This is a genomic window from Bacteroidales bacterium (genome assembly GCA_014860585.1).
GTDB lineage: Bacteria > Bacteroidota > Bacteroidia > Bacteroidales > 4484-276 > RZYY01.
The window spans coordinates 12,396-32,869 of record JACZJL010000039.1 but is presented as its reverse complement, the minus strand read 5'-3'; the positions used below and the strand labels follow the sequence as shown (position 1 = coordinate 32,869).

16 protein-coding genes and 1 pseudogene are annotated in these 20,474 nt (G+C 40.1%); all 17 read right to left on the bottom strand.

Annotated features, from left to right (window positions below):
- The 17 genes and pseudogenes from IH598_04745 to IH598_04665 all read right to left on the bottom strand — a co-directional run bounded on the left by IH598_04745 (position 1) and on the right by IH598_04665 (position 20,445).
- Positions 1–254: pseudogene (locus tag IH598_04745) on the bottom strand (GIY-YIG nuclease family protein).
- Positions 255–763: 509 nt separating this feature from the next.
- The gene (locus IH598_04740) at positions 764–1,543 is read right to left on the bottom strand and encodes a hypothetical protein (GenBank protein ID MBE0637806.1); all 780 of its coding nucleotides are present in this window, start codon (positions 1,541–1,543) and stop codon (positions 764–766) included.
- Positions 1,544–1,936: 393 nt separating this feature from the next.
- Positions 1,937–3,175 carry a DUF354 domain-containing protein gene (locus tag IH598_04735; protein ID MBE0637805.1) on the bottom strand — a complete coding sequence of 413 codons (1,239 nt, stop codon included), beginning with the start codon at positions 3,173–3,175 and terminating at the stop codon, positions 1,937–1,939.
- Between the two features lie 12 nt (positions 3,176–3,187).
- Positions 3,188–4,261: a DUF354 domain-containing protein gene (locus tag IH598_04730; protein MBE0637804.1), complete on the bottom strand. Its 1,074-nt coding sequence runs from the start codon at positions 4,259–4,261 to the stop codon at positions 3,188–3,190.
- Positions 4,261–5,406 carry a hypothetical protein gene (locus IH598_04725; GenBank protein ID MBE0637803.1) on the bottom strand — a complete coding sequence of 382 codons (1,146 nt, stop codon included), beginning with the start codon at positions 5,404–5,406 and terminating at the stop codon, positions 4,261–4,263. Before IH598_04725 ends, IH598_04730 begins: the two co-directional genes overlap by 1 nt.
- A complete protein-coding gene (locus IH598_04720; GenBank protein MBE0637802.1) occupies positions 5,399–6,397 on the bottom strand; it encodes a glycosyltransferase family 4 protein in 999 nt (332 codons plus the stop codon). Before IH598_04720 ends, IH598_04725 begins: the two co-directional genes overlap by 8 nt.
- The gene (locus tag IH598_04715; GenBank protein ID MBE0637801.1) at positions 6,382–7,332 is read right to left on the bottom strand and encodes a GDP-mannose 4,6-dehydratase; all 951 of its coding nucleotides are present in this window, start codon (positions 7,330–7,332) and stop codon (positions 6,382–6,384) included. Before IH598_04715 ends, IH598_04720 begins: the two co-directional genes overlap by 16 nt.
- A 126-nt stretch (positions 7,333–7,458) precedes the next feature.
- A complete protein-coding gene (locus IH598_04710) occupies positions 7,459–9,132 on the bottom strand; it encodes a hypothetical protein (GenBank protein ID MBE0637800.1) in 1,674 nt (557 codons plus the stop codon).
- A gap of 116 nt (positions 9,133–9,248) precedes the next feature.
- Positions 9,249–10,316 carry a hypothetical protein gene (locus IH598_04705; GenBank protein MBE0637799.1) on the bottom strand — a complete coding sequence of 356 codons (1,068 nt, stop codon included), beginning with the start codon at positions 10,314–10,316 and terminating at the stop codon, positions 9,249–9,251.
- Positions 10,317–10,325: 9 nt separating this feature from the next.
- Positions 10,326–11,462: a polysaccharide deacetylase family protein gene (locus tag IH598_04700; GenBank protein MBE0637798.1), complete on the bottom strand. Its 1,137-nt coding sequence runs from the start codon at positions 11,460–11,462 to the stop codon at positions 10,326–10,328.
- 6 nt (positions 11,463–11,468) lie between these two features.
- Positions 11,469–12,533 carry a glycosyltransferase gene (locus IH598_04695; protein MBE0637797.1) on the bottom strand — a complete coding sequence of 355 codons (1,065 nt, stop codon included), beginning with the start codon at positions 12,531–12,533 and terminating at the stop codon, positions 11,469–11,471.
- A gap of 97 nt (positions 12,534–12,630) precedes the next feature.
- Positions 12,631–13,884, bottom strand: coding sequence for a glycosyltransferase (locus IH598_04690; protein ID MBE0637796.1), 1,254 nt, complete (start codon positions 13,882–13,884; stop codon positions 12,631–12,633).
- A 53-nt stretch (positions 13,885–13,937) separates the two neighbouring features.
- Positions 13,938–15,179 carry a hypothetical protein gene (locus IH598_04685; GenBank protein ID MBE0637795.1) on the bottom strand — a complete coding sequence of 414 codons (1,242 nt, stop codon included), beginning with the start codon at positions 15,177–15,179 and terminating at the stop codon, positions 13,938–13,940.
- Position 15,180: 1 nt separating this feature from the next.
- On the bottom strand, positions 15,181–16,332 hold the full coding sequence (rffA, locus tag IH598_04680; GenBank protein ID MBE0637794.1) for a dTDP-4-amino-4,6-dideoxygalactose transaminase: 1,152 nt from the start codon (positions 16,330–16,332) through the stop codon (positions 15,181–15,183).
- Positions 16,329–17,444: a hypothetical protein gene (locus IH598_04675; protein MBE0637793.1), complete on the bottom strand. Its 1,116-nt coding sequence runs from the start codon at positions 17,442–17,444 to the stop codon at positions 16,329–16,331. The genes rffA and IH598_04675 overlap by 4 nt, the downstream gene beginning before the upstream one ends.
- Positions 17,445–17,790: 346 nt before the next feature.
- The gene (locus IH598_04670; protein MBE0637792.1) at positions 17,791–18,963 is read right to left on the bottom strand and encodes a glycosyltransferase; all 1,173 of its coding nucleotides are present in this window, start codon (positions 18,961–18,963) and stop codon (positions 17,791–17,793) included.
- Between the two features lie 114 nt (positions 18,964–19,077).
- Positions 19,078–20,445, bottom strand: a complete 1,368-nt coding sequence (locus IH598_04665; protein MBE0637791.1) for a polysaccharide biosynthesis C-terminal domain-containing protein — start codon at positions 20,443–20,445, stop codon at positions 19,078–19,080.
- Between the last annotated feature and the right edge of the window lie 29 nt (positions 20,446–20,474).

Below are 20,474 nucleotides of genomic sequence, written 5' to 3'. Positions count from 1 at the left end.
AGATCGTCATATAAATCTCGCCAATCGGGGTTCATGGCGTTGATGAGGTCGAGCTTCTTTTTGCGGGAACCTGCCTTAAGTTGTTTTTCCCTGGCCAGCGCATCGCCAATCCAGTCGAATTTTTGGAACCAGACGAGCTTATCCACATTGTAATGTGCTGTGAAGGAGTGCTTGTACTTTTTGGTACGATGCCTGTCAATGCGGTCTTTGAGGGTGCTGGTGGCGCCGGTGTAGAGGACCTTGTGGTTTTTGTCCCGACCTTCGGTGCGGGATGCTCGAAATAGCTACTCCCGACCTTCGGTACGGGATTGTTTTTCGGCATTAGTGGTTATATATGTTTATCCTTTTTTGGGCATGGCGTTGGAGAAAACGCTTTGTTAATTTGAGTCAGGCTGCTTCGGCACTTCGTGCCTCGCAGACCCAATCGCTGTGGCGAAGAGTATTATTGTGGCTTCGGATTAAAGAGCATGGTGTAAGAGGGCGCTGATACGAAGAGAGTATATTGAAGTCTTTGCGGAGCGAGAGTTTGCGAGGTGCGCAGGATATGTAGAGGCAGCGCCAACACTTGCACCGCAGAACCATTTCAACCATAGCAAATGGCGCCGAAGCAACCTAACGCACCGCAATTGTACTTCCTGTCGAAGATTGATCAGGGTGTTAATTTGGCTCTTTTATCCCCACCTGCGCGCTGTTCCGAAGCAACCTTTTGCACCGCAATTGTACTTTCTGACGGAGATTGACCAGGGTGTTGCTCCGCATTCATTTATCCTTTTTTTATTTGGATTAAAACCCTCTTCCCCACATTCTTCACTCCCTGCCACAGCAATTCCTTTATCCACGGTAGTGGCTTGTCTGACCAGCGCTGCGGGTGAAAGGTCATCATTATTTTATCGGGCAAATTACCTTTGTTGGCGGCATTGATGATATCATTTGTTGAATGGAAAACCAACCCTTGTTTCACCCAATTATCCTGCTGTGACATTTTGTCCCGAACGCTTACACGCCATCCATCCCACTGCCTGCCAGTGTCGGTGAGGTAGAAAAACTTATTAAAGTTGATATCAAAGTAGGGTTCGCCGATAATGCCGAACGACCGATAGTCGTAGGATTTCCATAGGTCTTTGCTATCGTAAGGCGAGCGCGGGCTTCCATGCATGCATATTGTGTTGACCGGCACAAGATTTCTTAATTGTCCGAGGTTTGATTTGAAATCTTCTAAAGCCTGTTCTAAGTTGCCTTTGCAAGTTGTGAGATTTTCATAGTGGTATCCCACCTCGTGGCCTAAAGCATGAATTTCCTTTATAACTTTTTCGTCCCAACTTTCCGGGACAGCACGAAAGTAATAACTACCTTTTACACCAAAGTCATGTTGTATCTGTGCAAATTGCAATGAGTTTTGAGGTAATAAGTCCACATCATGCCTAAGAATAATGGCCTTATCTTGCATCGGGTCCTGTAAATACTCCTTAAAGGTTTGAAAAAAAAAGCCAGCGTGCTGCAAGCTTTTAAGGAGTTGTTGGTATTGTTTTATGGTAAAGTCCATTTTTTTGGGGTTAGGTTTTTTATGAGACACCCGGCGTTGGAGGGGCTTTAATGAGTGTGGCGTTGGAAAAAATGCTGTGTTAGTTGGGATGAGGCTGCGTCGCTGCGCTCGCAGACCCAAGCTTCGATTGGGCTTTAAGGAGTGTGGCGTTGTGGCGAAGAGTACTATTATAGCTTCGCTAAAAAATGCATGGCGTAAGAGGGCGCTTAATCGAAGAAAGTATATTGAAGTCTTTTCGGAGCAAGGGCTTGCGAGGTGCGCAGGATATGTAGAGGCAACGTAAACACTTGCACCGCAGAACCATTTCAAACATGGCAAATGGCACCGACGCAACCTATCGCACCGCAATTGTACTTCCTACCAAAGATTGACCAGGGTGCTTAATGGTCTCTTTTATCCCGGGCGGCCTTTATTGTAAAACTCTTCCACAAAGTCCACCAGCCACTCAGTAACATCTATCTTCTCCCCGAGCATCCGGGCTCTTTTTTGGTGCCACTTTTCTTTGATACCGGGGGTGGTAAGTAGTTCCACTCCTTTGGCGATGGCGCGTTGCTGGTCTTGTTCGCTCTCGGTGTAGTTGAAGACGAGGCCGTACTTTTCTTCCTGCTCCCGGGTGTAAAGCCTGCCGGTGTTGTCGAGGTAGATGGCGGGGACGCCAAGCATGGCGGCTTCGGAGGCCATGGTGGCACTTTCGCCAAAAACGAGTGATGCAAAGGCGATGGCGTGGTGCATGCGGTGGGGTGGTAGGGGGAAACGGTAAGGCTCAAGGAGTGGGGGAAGGGGAGATTCAGCGCTGATAAAAACCTTTGCGTGGGCAGAGAATGAGTTTACTGCGGCAATCTTGTTTCCAAGGGTCATGCCGTTGTGGCCGATATCATGTGAGGCGGACCAGGAGACGAAACGGAGGATGATGAATTTGTTTGGGGTTGAGGCTGCTTCTCCCGCTTGCGCGGGATCGCAGACACAATCGTTGATTGAGCTGCAATAGTCATTCCCCGGAGGGGCGACAAATGTTAGTTTGCGTGAGGCTGCTTCGGTCGTGCCTCCCTCGCAGACCCATTCTTCGGAGGGGGACGCAGATTCAAGCTTCGATTGGGAATTTTTAGGCGATGTGCTCTGCAAAAATAATTCGCTGAGGACTGAGGGATCAGGGGTGAAGCGGTTGGGGTGGAGGTAGGCGAGTTCGTGGTAGCCGGGGTAGCGGACGACCTTATTGGATTTTAGGGGGTGGTCGTAGGTGGCGGTGAGGATGGCTTTGGTGAAGGGCTGGTAAAGCCTGATCTGCTCGAAGTTGAACGTGTCCTCGAAGGAGATGTGGGGCCGGCGCAGCAAAAAAGCCGTAAAGGCAGCATACATCGAACTGTGGCTGAGGAGGAGATCGGGTTTGAACTGGCGGCTGACCCTGAAGAGCAGCGAGGTGAACCGGAACAGCCCCCACAGCTTCCCTGCTGTTGTGGTGTAATTGCGGCCTAAGCAGGTGTAAGCAAACCCCTCATGCTCCAGCAACTCCGTTACAAACTCCCTGCTGCGGCAGGTAAAGAAAACCCTGTGGCCGCGGCTGCTCATCTCATGGGCAAAATGCTTGAAAAGATGCACATGGGCGGGATGGCCGATGTCGATCAGGTACCGCATTAGTAAATTTGGTTATATGAATGTTTGCGAAAAATCAGGACTTTCTAAAAGGATTCTTTTGCTGTGGGGATAATCCTCTATAAACCAAGTTAGAAATGCAGTTACATCAATTTTGTCCTTTAGAAATTCAGCTCTTTTCTCCCGGAAACTCTTTTGAAGATCATTCTGCTGCATTAATTCTTTTATCTGTACTATAACACCCTTCTCATCTCTGAAATTAAATACCAGACCTGCCTTTGCTTCATCTAAAACATAACCCACATCTAAAGTATTGACGTAAACAGATGGAATACCGAGAACAGCAGCTTCAGAAGCCATTGATGCACCTTCGCCAATATACAAAGCTGCATGAGCCAGGACATCATGAATTTTATCGGGAGAGAATTTCACCTGATATTGTGAGATACCGACCGGCAACTCCCCTTCAGAGGAAATGAATATTTTAAAGTCAGGGGCAAGTAATTCAACTATTTTAATTTTTGTGGCTAACGTAAATCCTTTTTGACCGATGTCGTGATGAGCACCCCAGGATACAAATCTTATCAACACATATTTCTGGCCTTGCTTTAAAGATAGTTCCGGAATTGCTGCCGGAGGTGGAGTATATCTGTTGGGGTGTAAATAAAAAAGTTCAATGTTACCCCTGAATCTAAAATGATTGGTGCCCAAATTTTTCCAATACGAAGTTGAAGTCAGCTTTGCTGAGGAAAACGGAATTGTAATCCAGTCAACAAGTTTTGTATGTTCAGTATCAGCAAGTCCAATAACCGGTATTCCTTTTATTTTTGCTCCCCATACCGAATGAATAGAGAATCTGCAAACAATAATATCCGGTTTAAACTGACCAAGTATTTTGATAAAATTGGACAGGTCTCTCAGCAGACCAAGTACCTTGTTTATGATACCCTGACCGGATTTACCAATAACAATGTAAGGAAGGTTGTACTTTTCCAATAAAGCAATAGTTACATCCTTATCTTTTGTTGTGAATAAACCTTTCCACCCTTTGTTAACCAATACTCTGTAAAGGTGCTTAAAATTATGAACCTGAGCCGGATGACCAATATCAAAAATGATTCGTTTCATTATCTGGTTCTCAGCAAATTTAAAAAGTATATTTTTTCATATATCCATGGTAATATATCCCTTTTATCCCAAACAGCATGTTGCACAGGTTTTTTAAGTCTATTCCAGTTTCTTTGTCCGGCTGTTAGCATTCTGAACTGGACATACAAATCTGTCAGACTGTGCCTGAATGAAGCCTGTAATGGAAAATATCGTTTACCTGACGGAATTACACCAAGCGTAAGGTATTCATAATACTGCTGCAAAAATGGAATTCCTGCCTTTTCAGCGATAGTATGCCACTTCCATGTTCTTGTATTCACTTCCAGGAATTTATATAAGCCGTCCCTTTCATCTTTCTTAAACTCAACCTCACAAAGACCATTATAACCGGCAGCTTTAAGGATTTTCTCCCCCATTTCAATTAATTCCGGCAGATCAACAGTTTCAGCATAAGTGGTTGCATTTCCAAAATCCAGCGGGTGTTGTCTCATTCTGCACACAGTAAGGCTTAGGATGTTCTGACCATCAAGAAATAAAAAGCAGGCAGAAAACTGGTTTATCCCCGGTCCTTCGATAATCTCTTGAACAATAATCTCACTTGCAGGTATAACCTTTAGCGCACGCCGATAATTGGACACAAGTTCATCATAAGTTCTGCATAAAAACACCTTGCGTTTCACCTGTTTATAGAACGAAAACATCACAGCAGGTTTGATGATGCAGGGAAAAGAAATACCGGGCAGTTTCAGTTCATCTATGGAGTCAGGAAAAAAAGTGTTTGCTATCGGGATATTCAGTTCTTCAGCAAGTTTGTAGGTTAGTCTCTTATTGTAAAACAGGCTGACCGATTCCCAGCTATCCGCAGCTATAACAAAATATTCTTCCAGCCTGGATTTATTGTTGCTCAGCAAATGGACATGGAAATCATTGGTGGGAAAGATCAGCCAGCCGCTGTAGTTGGCATCTTTGCCAAGCATAATCAGAAAATCAAGTAAATCATCATCTTTTACGACCCGGAAATAGTTACAATACCTTGAATGCCGTGCAATATTCTTGGCCGTTGAATCAACGACAATACCGGGTAAACCCAGTTTACCGAGGATACGAAGGATGCCCAGAGCCTGTACGTGACCGCCTAAAACAATAACCCCGGGTTTAACCATTTCCTTTATCGTTCAAAGCAGATTTATAAACTTCAATTATTCTCTGTGCCACCTTACGCGAATCCAGGTCCAAACTGATAATTCTCTCCCTTCCATTGGTCCTGCCTAATTTCTCTGAAAAATCCAACGCAAGTTTTATTTTTGATGCAACATCTTCAGGATCAAAGGTAGTAGTGTAATACCCCGGTTCATCGCCAAAAAGCCATGCAACATCACCCACATTGGAGGCTACTACCGGACAATTACAGGCCATTGCCTCTTTGACCACATTTGGAGACCCTTCCATGAGTGATGGGACAACCAGGCAATCCACTGAATTAAGATATTTTACGACCTCGGAATGAGAAACAGGAAAAGGGGCAATTAGACTCACCATTTCCATATTTACCTTTTTTAAGGCATCTGTTGCAAGCTGAAAATTTTTTCTGATGCTATTCTTATCCCCAAGAAAAAGTACATACCTGCGGTTTTTTTCCAATCCAAGTTCTTTCCTAAAGCCATTGCCATTTATCAAAAACATGGACAGCAAAATGCCATTTGGGATCACTACAGATTTTTTCTTTAAGTAAACAAAGCTCTCAATGTGTTTTGACTTACAAATGAGTTTTGCCACAAAAGGCTGAATCAATCTGGTAAGTAAGATGAGGTAGTTGCTTGAAAACCTGATTTTGTCCTCACCTATATAGTCGCCGTAGGTATCAGTGCCCATTAGCGAAAGAATTATTGGTTGCTTAGGAAGCGCCAGCACTGCTGACCATCCTGACAAGGTGTAATGTGCATGGATGATATCGAAATTATTTTCCTTCAGAAACTTACGAATTTTAACTGCTCCTTTGAGATAGCCTAGGAAGCCTTTGTCTTTGATAGGAAAATATGAAACAGAAACGCCCGCCTTAACCAGAGAATCGCCCTGGGCTTTTATGAAAGGTGCTATTTCGAAATTTTCAGAAGTGCCACTCGAAACAAAGAGGACTTTTAGCTGGTTTTCCATTCGATAAACTTTTTAATACCATCTTCAAAATTCCAATAGGGACTGTAGTCTAAGAGCAGTTTTGCTTTTGAAATATCCGCAAAGGTAGTCACTACATCACCGGGCTGCATTGGGTACTCAACTTTTTTAGCTTTTTTGCCTATTTCATTTTCAATGGTTTCAATCATACGATTGAGTGAGACCGTACGAGATTCGCCCAAATTGATGATTTCATAACCCTTTACCCTGTCAGCAGCTTTAACCAGACCATCCACAATATCATCAATGTAAGTATAGTCGCGCGATGATGAGCCGTCGCCAAACACCGGAATTGGCTGATCGCTCAGGATCATTTCCGTGAATTTATGGATTGCAAGGTCAGGTCTTTGCCTTGGGCCATACACAGTAAAAAAACGCAGACAAAAGATATCGAAAGCATACAGATGGTGATAAGTATGACAAAGCAATTCAGCAGCTTTCTTCGATGATGCATATGGAGAAATGGGATTATCCACGAAATCGGTTTCGGAGAAAGGAACATTAGGGTTGTTGCCATACACCGATGATGAGGATGCAAATATCATCTTTGTAACTCCATGTATTTTCATCGCTTCCAGCAGGTTAAGTGTACCCAATACATTTGTGAGGTAATATCCGTGAGGATCAGCAATGGATGGACGTACACCTGCTTTAGCAGCCAAATGAATTACGATATCTATGGGAAAAGATCTGAAGCAATGATCAAGTTGCTTCTTATCGCAAATATCTCTTTCAAGTAAGTGAAATTTTTTATTAGTTATTGCTTTATCCATGTTATGCACCTTGATTGTTTTGCAATAAAAATTGTCGAAATTATCCATGCAGACAACTTCATGTCCAAAACTTAACAGTTTATCGGTAAGGTGCGAGCCGATGAAACCTGCTCCCCCTGTAATCAAAATATTTTTTTTTGTCAAAAATGTTGATTTTAACTGTTTATCATTTATTTTTATTCCTGCCGATATACTGTCATCCTTACCCGAACAGACGGATAGGGTTTAAGACCGATTTTCAAAATTAGAGTGATTTCTGTGAGGCGCAATTTAGCCAATTTCGCTATACCATTTCGACCACGAAATGGCACGAATATATGTTTCGTTAGAGGAAGATGCAGGGCAAGGATTGAAATAATCAGGCAAAAGGGACCATTTTGACTTTATTTCTTTCATTCCTGCAAGGTGACTAAAAGGGTCATCATCCTTTTCATACAAAAACTTCATGAAATATTTTTTCTTAAAAAACCCTGCAATCCTGCCTGCGGGGTGCCTGAACCAGGTTATCGGAAATCCCCTGTCTGATGTGAATTTTGCAAGCTCATTATGCCGCCTAACCATCAGGTCGGCATACAATCTGGAAAGATGGTACCGTACATTTGGGTTCTTCTCAAGAAAATTATAATGGCCACCATAGAAAGGCGTTGTCAGGATACCTTTCAGGAATTCAGCATCCATGAATGGTGTGTAGTTGTAAATATGAGAGGCATAAGCTGCCGTTTCATAACCAAAGTATTTGCGCTCCACATTTGTAAGCAAATAGTGGTAAAATCTACTCCCGTTATTGATTTTCAAGTCTTTTATGATCCCGGATTCCATAACAGAACCTATAAAATCATCTTTTGATATCAATGGTTTTATCCATTGGTGATCCGCTGCAAAACTATTGTATGCATCAGATGCTCCCTGTTCAAGTGAATTGGCAAATAGCCGGAACAGGTATTTATTATAAACCACACCCGGTGCCTGGACAATTTTCATGATGTTGCTGCCACAGTTACCAGACAATACAAAATTTGTTTCTTCAGCAAGAATTTTTGCCATCATCAAATAGTGGCTGCGATTAGCCGGCCGGATGCCATCAGAAAGCAATAAAGAATCTTTAGCCAGGGCTTCGTATTGTCTGACAAAATTGTCGTCTAAAAAAACCGGAATATGCTTAAAGTTAAAATGAGCAGCAAGGCGCTGTGCAACCTTCATATCAATATGGTTATTCTTACCATAAGTATATAGGAAAAATTCCACAGGTTCTCTGTTTGTCATATAGGATAAAATTAATCTACCATCCCAGCCACCTGTTATAGCTATGCCAAAATTGTTGCACAAAGAGGAAATCCTTCTAATGGCTTTTTCAAATAGTTCATCAATAAACGCTGTACCCTGTTTAAAGGAAACGGAAGGAGGAGTAAGTAGCCATGAATGGTTGTCGTACCGGTCAACTTTCCATTGATTTACGGTACTACTTATCAATGTTGCTGCCGGTAACAATTTTACATTTTCTAAAAATGACCGTTCACCAAGCGGATACCCAAGCATCATGTAGTGAAGAAGCCCTGTTTTATCTATCTCAACATGGTGCGATTGTATGTCAATGAAGGATTTCAGACGAGATGAAAACAGAAGTTGATCTCCAGAAATTGAGTAATACAATGGCATCATTCCAAAACTGCTGTTAAAAAGATAATAACTAGTTAGGTTGTTATCGGCTATGAAAACAACATAAGACCCTGTAATTTCATCAAATACAGTTTCCCTTTTTCGATCCCAAAGCAAAATGAATGCAGAATATTTTGAGTTGTTATCTGCATAATCTTTGTCTTTGATAAACAGGTCGCCCCAGACGAAAAGCTTAACATTGTTATCTGTTGATTCGAAATATTTGGGGATTAAACCTTCAAGTTCACCTAAACCAAGAATGGCATTTTCATTCAGTTTGACAATCATTTTTTGATTGCACCGGTTGACCAACAGAGGTGACAAGAAACGTTCAAAATCATTCATTTGAACCTGTTTATCTTTTCGCAATGATATTATACCAGCTATCCCAGACATAGTAATATTTATTTGTCGCTTTTTATTGCAAATTGTTCGATAAGGAATTCAAGTCTGAGGTCATAACAGGCATTCCTAGCAAAATCGCCGGCTTCAAAAACCCATTCACTACTTCTAAAAACGTATCTTCCCGGCTCATTGTTGAACAGCATCTGATAAGGGTCGCTCTGGCCAAAAATACATTGCATTTCATTTACAAGATAACCCTCGCCGGTTTCGAAAATATCTACTGCCTGGCTGTAAAGGTGGTGCTTATCGGTAATATCCCTGACAAAATCAAACAGATCGGGCGGTGGATTTTCATAACCTTTCAAAAGTGATCCACTGGCTTTTTCGCCCATCAGTAATTTTTTATGTGCAAAAAATGAATCACCGATACGAACCACTCTCCACTCGAAGTTATGGGGAACAAACTCCTGGAAAATCACAAATCCTTTTTGAATCGCTGATCTCCTGGATTGATAAAGCAACAATTTATTCCTGATCTTTTCCGGGTTCAAAAAATAAAAAAGTCCTCTTTTTAAAAGCCCTCCTTTTTCCAGGTTAGGACCTGTACGTTGCGAAGCCCCTTTGCCGGAAAAGGCATCCTGGACATACGTTTTTCCCTGTTGAAGTTGCTTGAGAATTACAACGCCACTGCCTGAAGCGCCAATGTTTGTTTTTGCCACCACGGGAAATGACCGGGAATCAAGAAAGGCCATTGCCTCGTCCTTATTATAACACACAAATGTTTCAGGGTGAGGAATGTTATTGGCCATCAACCAGAAGGAGAGGAAGCGTTTGTTTTCATAAATAAAAATCTCTTCAGCCGAAGGGAAGACTTTATACCCCAACACACGCTCCAGAATGTAAATGCGTTCGTCATACAGTTGTTTCAGCTGACCATTAACACCTCCGGGTTTCGCCAACAACATATCAGCAGGTTTTTCCCGGATGCATGTCAACCAGTCATTTCTGGTCAAATCCACAATACTGTAAGTCAGGGTATCAGAATAATTGTTGAGAGCTTTAACCCATAGCAAATGGTCCTCGGGAAGTTCATTCTTCAGAATGATAAAATGATGCTTTTTGCTCATAACAGATAATTATAGAACTGCTTTCTTTATTACTTCCTTTTTGATTTTAAGCGCAAGTTTTAAAAACAGATTACCTGTGCGGGATTTGAGTAGTTTAACCAGATGTGCTTTGTCATTGATATAATGTTGCCCTTTATGGCAAACAACAAAAGAAGAAAGCCCAATTCGGGGAATCCTTTTGTATGTATGTGTATTATCAATAGTATTTCCATCCACAGACGAACCCAGGGTGGAGGCTTTGTATCCGGCTTCCTTGGAGAGATGTAAACTTAATTCATTGAATCCCCCGCCGGGCCAGCAGAGAAAATCAACTTTTTTGTTCAGTTTTTCCTGCAGTATCCGTTTGCTCTCAAAAAGCTCGTACCTGTAGCGGGTCACTATCTCATCATCGGTTTCGTACCTGCCGGGAAACTGGTCCGTGAGTTTTTGCAGCCTGTTGATCATTTCGTTCTTGTCACTTATCCCCTTTCCGGCAAGTTCAATACTTCCTTTTATCAACTGCTCATCAGGCAAATACCGCCTGAGCCCCAGTGCCCTGCCATATTCAAAAACAGGATAGCATGCCGGTACCAGGTCTTTCTGGTCTTCTGCAATGTAAAAAGATTTTCGCTCCGGATGTGTTATCCAAGGTAACCAGTCATACCTTGGCTGACCATTATAGGCATCAATCACAGTATTGGTGCGGAAGTATAAATTATGACTCATACTGTGCGACTGGATATCTATGATCCCGCTTTGCTGCATTGCACATATCTCCGGCCAGTTCAGGAATCCCAGTGTCTGCATTTCATCTTCAGCGATTCTTCCAGCCCAAACGTCTTCAAGGTTTGGGCGTAGTTGCTGGCCCGGATCAACAAATTCGGGGTTAACAAATACTGTTGCTTTTAGTCCGTATTTTTTTAACAGCGGAAAGGCAAAAACCCAGTTATCCAGGTAGCCGTCATCAAAGGTAAGTACCAATTTCCCGGGGTCTTTGCTGCGCGGCGCAGAAAAATACCCGTACCACTCATTCAAAAAGTGAGTGGTGTACTTCTTCTCAGCCAGATACCGGCAAAGCGTTTCAAAGTGATCCAATGACACCGAAAGCCATCGCCGGGACCATGGACTTTTGTCATTACCCACACTATGCAGCATTACAACATACATTTTCTACTATTTAGTTATTTCGGTAATGATATTTTCATAATCGCTGACCATCCGCGCGAAAGAAAACCTTTCACGGGCAACTGCCATTGCAGTGCGTCCCATTGCCTCTGCCTCTCGTGGATTTTCTAAAGCCCGGGTGATATGTGCTTTCAACTGATCCCGGTTTTTAAACTCAAATAAGCGGCCGTAACTATCATCTAAAATCTCAGGCGTCCCTCCGGTATGTGATGCAATAACAGACAACCCTGCAGCCATGGCTTCAATGATGGCATTGGAGCACCCTTCACCTAATGAGGAGTGGATAAAGATATCGCTTAAAGCAAGCAGTTCCCGTACATCCTGACGGCGGCCTAACAGGAAAACATGGTTTTCAAGGTTCCGCTTGCCGATCTCTTCCTCCAACACAGCCCTGTTTGGCCCTTCGCCCACCACAAGGTAAATAAAGTCATACCCCTCGTTCCTGACCATTTCCATTGCTTTCAGCACAGTAAAATAGTCTTTGTAGGGAATCAGATTGGCCACAGAAATCAAAACCATTGCATTGCCGGCAAGCTTATCACCGATCTCCGGGTTTTGTGCCAGGTATTGCTTTGTGTCAACAGGGTGGAAGAATTTTTCATCCAGGCCGTTGTAAAGCACATTTCCTCGCTTCAGACCATTGGCTTTCAGCCCGGCATGGCTGTTGGCCACGATTTGGCGGCTCAGGTGCAGGATAATCTTTCGCCACAATTGTTTACGATTGAACAATACGATCCCGTGCCGGATGCTGCCGTTGATGTGGCGGGCAGGGGTGATAAGTGACACCAGCATGGCGAATGTTGCTTCGAAACCTCCCCACGACCAGATAATGGCGGGTTTTTCATATCTGATAATACGGTGCATCTGGAAAAACCTGATAACCGGGTTTCGGGATGTGAGATAAAAAATCTTCCCGGTCAGGTCATACTCTTCCTCGTAGCTGATAGCCGATTTGTTAAAGACAATCGCTTTAGCATCCGTATGTTTGAGGATGCCGGCCAGTTGCCGCTCACGGCCACCGCGAGTAAGGGATGAGATGATGTGGAGTATCATAAAGTATTTGAGTCAAAAAAAGAATCTATCATTCAAAAGATGACTGAAACTAATTTGACTGAAAAATTTCATTTAACCGATTGTATTTCAAATAACATTATTTGCTCTTAAAAAATCTTATCAGTGCATCAGCATGCTGGTAAGGATTAAAATGCAAGAGTGCAATCTCTCTAGCGTTTTTTCCAATCCTAGAAAGCTTATTTTTATCTAAGGAGCGTATCTCAACCAACTTTTCAGAAAGCATATTAACATCAACAACATTGGATGATTCAACCAAAAAACCACTAATCCCATCATGAATAAATAACTTAGTATCACTTACTGATGAGGTCAAAACAGGCACACCACTGAGCATAAACTCTGCCAGCTTTGTTGAAAATCCAAATTTAGTCTGCAGGTTCAAAGGTCTTGGAAAGGCAAGCAGATCAAATCTCTTAAGTATTGGAGCAATCTCATAACCAGGAATTGACCCATGGTATCTAATAAAAGGGTGGGACCTACATAATCGTTCAATAAGACTAATTGTTTCAATCGTTGAAGGCCCATATAAATCTAAACAGAAATTATTATACTTGATGCCATTTAAATTTATGATTGAGTTTATTAATGAGATAACTCCATCTTTTTTTTCGCTTATCCATCCAAAGTATCCAATTTTGAACAAATCATTAGCATTATGTTGAGATGAATCTTGAGATTCGTTACTGATTAAATCATCAGAGGCCAAAATAGGTATCCTGATAATATTCTTGTTAAAACGTTTATACAACAATTCGAATCTTGTTGAAATAACAATAATTCCATCAAAAAAAACGGCAAGAGCATCGGTAATTAAACCTGTTAAATATAATAATGGTTTTATCAAAACATTATTTATCGGTTTTAAAAATGTTTTTCGAGTAACACCTCGGTTAAGAGAGATCGCCGATTTTAATTCGTTTTTTTCTATAAGTAAACGGATTGAATACTTTAACTTGAAAAATAGCAAAGAAACAATTACCAGCGATAATGTTGATGGGTATAGCAATACGCTTGAAACATTTTCAATTTTATACTTTCTAAATAAATACTTAAATGAATTATTTAATGAGAGGTAGTTTATTATAAAATGAAAATCTTCGAACGTTGACTTGTAATTGAATACCTTATCAGATATCAGTTCCATATGTTCTTCTTTAATGACAATGGAGATTTTGCCCCGATAATCAAACTTTGTTGATAACCATATAACCATGAGATGATCAGATCCAATTGCTTTTGAATAATTAATTAACCTACTAAAGCCGGGGCTTATTTGCCTGCTAAAATCGAAATTAGTGATAAAAACAACTATTTGACAACTTTCTATCATTTCGCAAAAACTTCAAAGTTCATCAACCTGAAATTTAAAATTATCATTGCCAGTTAAAGCTGGGCAATCTGTTGTTTATTGATGGCATCCATAAAAAATTTGTCATAGACAAAAGCAATGACAATTCCAGCGAAAAAAAGTGACGACTCACTCATTGTTAAGAATGACCATAAAAATGTAAGCATCGCAAAAAATGAACCCCAATAACCGGTGATACGCGCATTTTTGAATAATTGCCTTGCCATTAAAAGCCATGCACCAAAAAGGAAAAAACAACCGACAATACCATATATAACCAGGTGTGACAAATACCCAACATGAATATGGGAACTACCGGCTGAACGAGATTCAATCAGTATTGAGGTGGTCATTTCTCCGGTTCCGAAATATGGTGCTTCAGGAAAAAACGAATGAAAAGTTCCAATGGCCTTGTATCGTGTTGTTTCAGTTAGGCTACCTTCAGGGAATAGTCTATTGTCTATCCATTCGTTTATATTGTATCCAAAATTTAATACTGCAAAGTAAATGACTAAGACGGAAAACAGAGTGATGACAACATATTTGACTACTCCCAATACCCGGACCTGAGAATAAAATAGTGTCTGAAACAGCACTATCAGGTATCCAACCATAACATAACGAGTATTAGTAAGAAATGCAACAATTCCACCCAAAATAACTATAGGCCAGATTGTTTTCTTCCTTTGAAAAAGAACAATACCTACCAGGACAGATAAAAGGGGTATAAATGAAAGCCCAAGGGCGTTTGAACCGACAAATCCAAAAATGGATACGCGCCTGATCTTGTACAATTCAAAAATACCACCACCATCCTGCTGTAAAACAGTAAACTGATTTGGATTTAATATACCATGATCAAATACCTGCAATATACTGACAATGGAGGCAACAATAACAGTAACGGTTAAAAACATACCTGCATTCCTGATAAATTTTGCAGAGAAATTGGTATTATTGATAATAATCAGCATAAAAAACATGGCTAGATGATTATTGCCGTAAAAAAACCTGATAATACTACCCTCCCTATCCAGCCCTGTGATCATTGGATGTATCAGGCCGTACAAAACGAAAAACAATAAAAAAACCGCGTAGCCGGGCACTTTGATACGTGATTCAAATTTGAATAAATACAAAATTCCAAGAAATATCACCAGTATCCTTAAAACAACGCTAAAAGTCAAACCGGTCCACAGGAAAAACAGATAATACATTACTGGTGAAAGCAGCAGTGTGATGATAAATATTTTTGTAAGCTTACTTAATTGCAACATTTCAGTAAATGTTTGTTTTAGAAAAATGTTTTAACTCAGATAAAATAAAATTGTGCTCTTCCAAGGTCAGGCCATGGTATAAAGGCAGTCTGATTAATCTTTCCGAATAGGAATCAGCATTGCATAATTCATCACCAGCGTACCTCTCAACATAAAATTTTGATTTGTGCAGACTCAAATAATGGAATACGGCCAAAATACCTTTACTTTTAAGAAAATTCAGGATGAGATCTCTTTGAAAGGCATCACGACAAATTAAATAAAACATGTGCGCATTATTCGTTGCATATTCCGTAATTACTGGAGCTTTAATACCCAATGAAACCGTCCAGTCTTTCAGTGAGTTAAAATACCCCTCCCACAATTCAATCCGTTTTCTTTGAATTTCATCTATATGCTCCAGTTGAGCCCAAAGGTATGCGGCAATAATTTCTGAAGGTAAGAAAGAGGAGCCAATATCAACCCAACCATACTTATTGATTTCACCTCTGAAAAACTCAGCGCGGTTGGTTCCTTTTTCCCAGATAATTTCAGAGCGTTTGATAAATCTATCATCATTAATAGCCAGTAAACCGCCCTCACCCGAATTGATGTTCTTGGTTTCGTGAAACGAAAATGCTGCCATGTGACCAATGCTTCCCAGCGGTCTTTTGATGCCATCAGCACCGGTGTAAAATGACTCAATAGCTTGTGCAGCATCTTCTATAACCAACAAGTTATACTTTCCGGCTATTTCCATAATCTTGTCCATGTCACAGGCAACACCGGCGTAATGAACCGGAACAATTGCCTTAGTTTTTGGAGTGATTAAACCTTCAATTTTATCTTCATCAATCCCCGGATGGTCTGAACGGCTATCGGCAAAAACAATATTTGCTCCCTGCCTGACAAAAGCAAGCGCAGTCGAAACAAATGTGTAAGAAGGTACAATAACCTCATGCCCAGGTTGGATATCCGCAAGTATAGCACACATTTCCAGTGCATCGGTACATGAAGTTGTTAATAGTGCCTTTTTAAATCCATAACGCTCTTCAAAAAATTGATGGCACTTTTGCGTAAACATGCCATTTCCGGAGATTTTGCCGGAATAGACCGCCTGATACATGTAATGCATCTCTTTGCCTGTGAGATAGGGTTTGTTGAAGGGAATCACCTTTTTAAAATATTTGTGTAAGCAACAATAGCAATTTCATCATTATTATCAGCGAGTATAGTAACGAGTTCCATCAATCCACTACTTTTCTGATGTATTGCGTTAATCGAAAACTTATAATCATAAGATGGATAAATAGGACTGTTAAACACTACTTTATTACTTAATATTATTGTACCATCCCCTGGCCATTCAGTTCCAAGTATCCTCGTAAGCTCAAGCTCAAATTTGATTCCATGAACAATTCGAGATTTGAATCCTTTTTGTTTGGCGAACATATCATCAAAATGTAATGGGTTTTTATCACCTGTAAATTCCCCAAATCTATCAATTTCAGATGTTTCAATTCTAATGGTAGTTTCATAATTACTTTTTTTCTTCCCAAGAAATGAGTTGATATGATAGGTATCATAACTTTTTGACATATAAAAACTTTCACGAGTCCATACTTTCTGTACTGCAAAGTTCTGAACCTGCGTAGATACTAACATTTTTTTAAGTCCCATGGATTTGAAATAAGTCTGGGTAAACCGGATCAAATCACCATAAATGCCTCCCCCACTTTTTTCCGGCAAGACTCCATAAAGAATTCCTTCACATTGCCCATTTTCTGTATCAAAACTACAGGTAGCAAAACCTAATAATTCGCCTCTATCATTCCTGACCAACCAAGAAATTCTCCCTGCTCCCTTGTCACTGACGTAATTTTTTGCCCATTCCACATATCCATCAATAATACTTTTCTTGTCTAAGAGGTAGTTCGTTGTATAGTGGTTTTTGTAATCAACAAAGATTTTTTGAACAATATTACTTATCAGTTCAATGTTTCTCGAGCTTACTTCTTCAAATTTTAGTACATTTTTTAGCTGTTTTGGGTGATAATTATCCAAATTACATTCATAATAAACCAAAGTATCGCAATGAATAAATGGAAAACCGAGTGCATTTAATGCGGAATGCCTGTCTTTAATTGAAGATTCTAGTCTCAGAAACAATATATCAACCTTTTCTTTGTAGATATATTTCTTCAATTCATTTAAATTGAACTCCTTTGGAGTTGCCCTGTGGATATCTAATCCGAAACGTTTTGAATCAAGTAAGGATTTCTGCATATTTTTCTTATTTAATTGTTTAACTCATTTGCAAGAATTTTGGAGGCCTATTTTTGACTTCATCAAAAATTTTGCTAATTATAGGTCAATGACCCCAAGTGTAAAAATGATCAATCCGAATAGAAACCATATAGATTCAATCAGGCTCTCATAGCCACTTACGGTAATCTGACCAAGTAAATATTATTTTCAAACAATAATAGTAAACATGAAAGTGATAGCTGAAATCAAAAGCCCTTTTATTGAACAGAAAAGGTTTTAAAGTAGATTCTTCATTTATCTCAACTTTTTCCTTGTTATGCCAATAAAGGCTGTGTCCCAATTAAGAAATTGAATTTGCATGGTGTCAAATACTCATTATTATGTTATTAAAATTCACAGATTGGGCATTTGGGCTACACAACCTAAGCCCCAGATTCCTGCATTTACTTTTCATCGTAATGTATTCATTTTCATTTAATTCTAATATTTGACGTATTCCTTCTACCATATCATCTGTGTCTTTTAGTTTGGCTCTATAGCCGGTTTCAACTGTAATAACCAGGTCAAGCGCCACACCCATTTCAAATGCAACGACCGGAGTTCCAGTCATAATAGATTGGTTGATCATCATAGGCCCTGAATCTTCGATTGATGGGCAAAGAAAGAGGTCAGCAGCCTGAAACGCTTTTGCGAGTTTTTCATGGTTCAAATAGCCAATCAAAGTGTAACTATAGGGCAAATTATTTGTCAATTGCTCATTGGCGTTACCGGCAATTGCCAGATGCAGTTCAAGATCAGGATTGTTTGTTTTTAGCAGGTTCAGCGCTTTAACAAGTTCATTAAATCCCTTGCGTTTATTACCAGCGCTTACAGCGCCAAAGAATATGATTTTCGTTTTTAAAGGAAGATCAAATAATTTGCGTGCTTCTGATTGGCTGCCTGGCTTGAAAAGTTCAGGATTAATACCCAGCAATATCTTTGCTTTTCTTTTTTGAGCAAATAAACTGCTTTTTTCTAATTGTCTGAACTGGTATTCTGTACCGGCAATTATTGTCAAATCAGTTTTATCAACGTAATACTTTTTAAACTCCCAATTTTTTCTTGATTGGTCATTTTCAACCTTGGAATACAATGCAGGGCACTTGCCACACATACCTGTATATCCCTTACAATCCCATGCATAATGACAACCACCTGTCATCGGAGCCATGTCCATCATGTAAAGAAAAACAGGAGCCTTTGTTAATTGATTCAACTCATGCAAATTTTTATACGATAAAAAATTCTGCATAAAAAGCACGATGATTGCATCGGGGGTAAAAGGCGCGTTTTTGAGTATCCTTTTGGTTGAATAGTTGGTAATCGTTTGGTCATAATCCTGCACTGAATAATCAGGATCTGTCTGTATTGATTTACTTTTCAAACCGAATAAACCCATTAATCGTTTTGCCTTTGAAATGGCTTTCTGCCAATAGTGTTCAACTTGTGTTTGGAAAGGGATTATGTTTTGATCAGGATAACGATCCCAAAGTTTCACCAGCACTTTCACTTCATTGCCCTCCACTGATGAGAGCCCTTTGTAAAGGTCCATTGCTACTATTCCGGCTGTTTTGTAAGGGTTGGATGTAGTGAGTAGGATAATTTTCATTGATTATTGGTTAAAAATACCCTTAGCTTTATGATTAATTATGCGGTAATATTGCAATGGATAGATCCAAATTCCCACTGACAGAACGATCAGATTTGCTAATAGAACTCCCTCAATACCAAATTTTCTTCCAAGAAATATCGCAAGTGGCACATTGAGCAATGCAGCAGACAATCCCAAGTACATCTGTAACCGTATTTTCCCTACACCATTCAAGAACTGGCTGAAAATGCCACTCCAGGTATTGAGTAAAATCCATAGGCAAACCAAAATTGATAAAGTGAATGGTACAGTAACCGCAGTACCAACCCATATCCGAAAAACCCATTGAGCGCTAAAAAGCATGATGATCGCGACTAAAAACAAGATTAACCACAAATAGATAAGCTTACGAATAATGTTTTTAATCCATTGAATTTCCTTTTTAACCCATGCTTCAGTAAAAGCGCTCCAGAACGGTGTCATCACAATTGTAAAACCCATCATCAAAATGCTAAAGTATTTGTGTGCGACATTATAGGGTGTTACTTGCTCTGGGCCATACAACTGTGAAATGATGATATTATTGGTTTGATACAATAGAACAACGGCAATTTGAAGAACAAAGAACTTAATGCCAAGATTTAGCAAATCTTTTGCTTTTGTGAAATCAACAGCTTTATACGACGGTTTGAAATCTTTGTATTTACCGTTAAAGAACCATATACTTGAAGTCAACAGAACAACCACTGGCATTCCACTTAAAGCCAGTCCTATATAAAGAAGTGACCCCTGGTTGGATCTGGTAATAAAATATATGATTATTAGTGAAGTCAACTTACCCATAAAATCAAACAGGGAGGCTTTTGCCGGTCTTTGATCTGCGGTAAGTATTGTGGTTATTAATTTTAAAATGAACTGCAAGCAAAAAAAAGTAAAAACAATTAATGCCAAATTACTCAGTTCAGCCCGCAATACGACGTCTTCGCCTGCATTTAGTATAGCACTCCAATTAAGAAACGGATTAATCAGAAAAAAAATCAATAAAACAGCCCCAATAATTATCGAAAGAATTGCATAGGTTGTGCTAATGAAGGTTTTTGCCAATTCTTTGTTGCCTGTTGCCAATGCCACCGCTAAACGATTACGAAGACCATTACCCAGGCCTATATCAAAAAAACCAAACCAATGTACTATTGAACTGAGCGTGATCCAGATACCATATTTTGTTGGTTCGAGGTAATCAATGGTTATTGGTACTAGCAAAAGACCAATTGCAATGTTTGCACCTTTGATCAGAAACGAACCGGCAATGTTCTTTTTGGCAAGGACGGTACGCTGATGGCCATGTGTAAAGAAACTGCCGATTCCGTTTTTGAATTTATTAGTCATTAATGAAGGATAAAATTGCGAGATGGAAA